Origin of the sequence: Anaerotignum sp., assembly GCF_031981185.1 — a bacterium.
GTDB lineage: Bacteria > Bacillota > Clostridia > Lachnospirales > Anaerotignaceae > Chakrabartyella.
Map to the genome: position 1 here is coordinate 174,135 of NZ_DALYUL010000001.1, position 2,950 is coordinate 177,084.

Below are 2,950 nucleotides of genomic sequence, written 5' to 3' on the forward strand. Positions count from 1 at the left end.
TGCTACGTTCTCAAAGGTAATTTTATTTTCTCCTTCAACGCTCATCTTTGCCTTCCTCTTACCGAAGGATGCCATCTTTCCGCCGCCACCCTGAAGCTTATTAAACAGCAGGATAAAGAACAGAACCATAACAACCATCATAATCAGAGAAGGAAGTATTGTGGAAAGCAAGCTCTCCTTTTGCACATCCTTCGTCGTTACTTCAATCTTACTGCCATCGGCAATTTTTTCATCTACAAGCTTCTGGAATGTAGAAACGCTAGGAAGATTTATGTTAATCACACTTCCATCACTCAATGTTGCTTCTACCGAACCAAAATCCCCAACCTCTTTACTTCTGGTAATTTCAAGCTCTTTAATATTGTCATTTTCCAGCTCAGTATACAAATTACTATAATTATACGCCTTTTGCTCCTTCTGGGGAGCGGTGATTGCCTCGCTATTGAAGGCCAGTACAGCCAAAATCAGAACAAAAATCATCGCATACAGCCCAATGGCCTTCCAGTATTTATTCAATCGATTCCCTCCTGTTGATTCATAATTCGAACATAAATATTTACTTAATTAACCCGTATCAGTTTATAATTTTATCACATTTCCACAGAAAAGGCAACGCAGGATTAGAAAAGATTAATCAAAAACACTGCCTTTTCCTACAAAAAAGAAGAAGAATTCCTTACTAGAACTCCTCCCCCTTTTTACATTTTATTCTTCGTCAAAGTGTAATACGCCTACATAGTTCAAATTACGATATCTTTGTGCATAATCTAAGCCATAGCCCACTACAAAAGCATCAGGAATGGTAAATCCAACATAATCAACAGGAACCTCAGCAACACGTCTGTCAGGTTTATCCAACAGGGTGCAAATTTTGAAGGCTTTTGGTTCCCTTTTCAACAAAAGGTCTCTCAAATGGCTCAACGTTCTTCCGCTGTCAATGATATCTTCAATTAAAAGGACATTCTTTCCTGAAATATCTTCATCCAAGTCCCGTAAAATTTTAATTTTCCCTGTGCTTTCAGTGCCATTTCCATAACTGGAAACATCCATGAAGCTCATTGTAACGGGCATTTTCAATCTTTTGGAAAGCTCTGTTAAGGTCATTACCGCACCCTTTAAAACACAAACCAGCTCAACCTGTTCTCCACCAAAATCTTCATAAATCTGCTCTGCCATTTCTTCCAATCTTTTGCTGATTGCATCAGCGCTGATCATTACCTCTACTCTTTCTTTCATTCTTCAATGAACCTCCGTATCTGAACTATTAAAAAATTTTTAGTATTTTCATCCGGCTGATATGCCGCAGAAACCCGCTGATTCACCACCCAAAGAACATCGTCCTCAGTGGCAATAAGGGGCATGCTGTCCCGCTGCTCCCTTGGGATTTTTTTATCAATCAAAAAATCCTTCAGCTTTTTTCGTCCGTTTTTAATGGCAAGGCGATCTCCATTTTGTCTGGTTCGACAAAAAAGTGCACAGCCTATTTTATCATAATCAAATACTTTCGTACAGCTATCTTGGCTTTTTTGTGTTCTTTTTTCCGTACAAAGATAAGTTCCTACGAAAAGCTTTGCTTCAGGCACAAAAATTTCTCCATTTAAAGGTAAAAGATAGAAAAAATCCTTTATTTTTTCACGTTCCTTTTTTAGAATAAATGAACCATAGCTTAATTCAGCTATAATATTGTTGGGTAAATGTAAGCTTTTTCCGCTTATTTGCCCCAATAAATTTGCCAATAATTTATAATGAACGGAGCCTATATCTTTCTTTCCTTCCAAAGCTTCAAATGCCATTGCCAATACCCTTTTTCTCATAACTCTATGCATGCCCTTTAAGCATTCCGCATCCAGAACAATTTCATCCTCTTGAGATTTTTTTAAAGTCTTAATAAATAATGATCTGGCCTGTTCTTGCAGAAATTCTTCTTCTTCTGCCATAATTTCTGCAGTTTGGGCAATATGCTCCATGGCTTTTGGATAGATTTCCTCAAGTAAGGGCAAAACCTGGTTTCTTATGCGGTTCCTGGTATAGATATTTTCTCGATTTGTGCTATCCTCGCAATAGGAAAGTCCCTTCTCTTGGCAGTATTGTTCAATTTCCTTTCTTGAGCAAAATAGTAGCGGACGAATAATGGAATCTCTTACAGGGCGTATGCCAGTTAATCCCGATACACCTGCTCCACGGCAAAGGCGCATCAAAATGGTTTCACTTTGGTCATTTTTGTTGTGGGCTACAGCAATGAGGCCCCCTTGTCTTTCCCGCTCAAAAGCCTCATACCGCAACAGTCGCCCTGCTTCCTCCGTTCCCAAGCCTCTTGCTATTGCTTCTTTTGCCACATCAAAATAATAAACCTTGCAAGGAATTCCCCAATTATGGCAAATATTCTGTACAAAGGCACTATCTCCATCTGCTTCTTCTCCCCGCAAACCATGATGCACATGGACAGCGGTGATGCTCCACCCCAACTCACCAGCAAACCCATTTAATAGGTGCAAAAGTGCAATAGAGTCCGCACCTCCGGAAACACCAACCACAATGTGACAACCCTGTGCGCACATATGATATTTTTCCATGGTCTGCCAAACCTTATTTTGCATATTCAACGCTCCCAATTCCCAAAATTGCTAACTCGTCCCCCTTTTTATCAGGGGAGTCTATTTATAAATATTATGTTTCATTCTTGTATCAAAAACTCATATGTATTCACTTTACACGAAAATTTATTGAAAGACAATATCTACACTAAGGATACTATCATTCTTCTATCATAATCAATAAAAAAGAACCTCCCCTGCTTTAATGCCAAGGAAGGTTCCGTGCCCCTTTAATTCCAATTTTTATTTATCTTACCCTGTTTTCTCTCTTTTCTTATATTAATATAACTATTTTTAAGCAGTTCTCCTTTTTTTCCAAAAGCGACCTGCGACCACTGTCATATCGTCCTTAGGAA

Annotated in this window: 3 protein-coding genes; all 3 read right to left on the bottom strand. The window is 38.8% G+C overall.

Features of this window, described 5'->3' with window-relative positions:
* The coding region (locus tag RTK36_RS00800; protein ID WP_312043338.1) for an ATP-dependent metallopeptidase FtsH/Yme1/Tma family protein at positions 1 to 516 on the bottom strand (516 nt) is incomplete at its 3' end.
* Between the two features lie 189 nt (positions 517 to 705).
* Complete coding sequence (hpt, locus tag RTK36_RS00805; protein WP_312043340.1) at positions 706 to 1,236, bottom strand: hypoxanthine phosphoribosyltransferase; 531 nt, start codon at positions 1,234 to 1,236, stop codon at positions 706 to 708.
* Positions 1,233 to 2,597 carry a tRNA lysidine(34) synthetase TilS gene (gene tilS, locus RTK36_RS00810; protein ID WP_312043342.1) on the bottom strand — a complete coding sequence of 455 codons (1,365 nt, stop codon included), beginning with the start codon at positions 2,595 to 2,597 and terminating at the stop codon, positions 1,233 to 1,235. Before tilS ends, hpt begins: the two co-directional genes overlap by 4 nt.
* Positions 2,598 to 2,950: the final 353 nt, after the last annotated feature.

Bases quoted from the DNA above. Each gene is read 5' to 3' on its own strand.
- tilS (WP_312043342.1), bottom strand. From the start codon at position 2,597: ATGCAAAATAAGGTTTGGCAGACCATGGAAAAATATCATATGTGCGCA.
- hpt (WP_312043340.1), bottom strand. From the start codon at position 1,236: ATGAAAGAAAGAGTAGAGGTAATGATCAGCGCTGATGCAATCAGCAAA.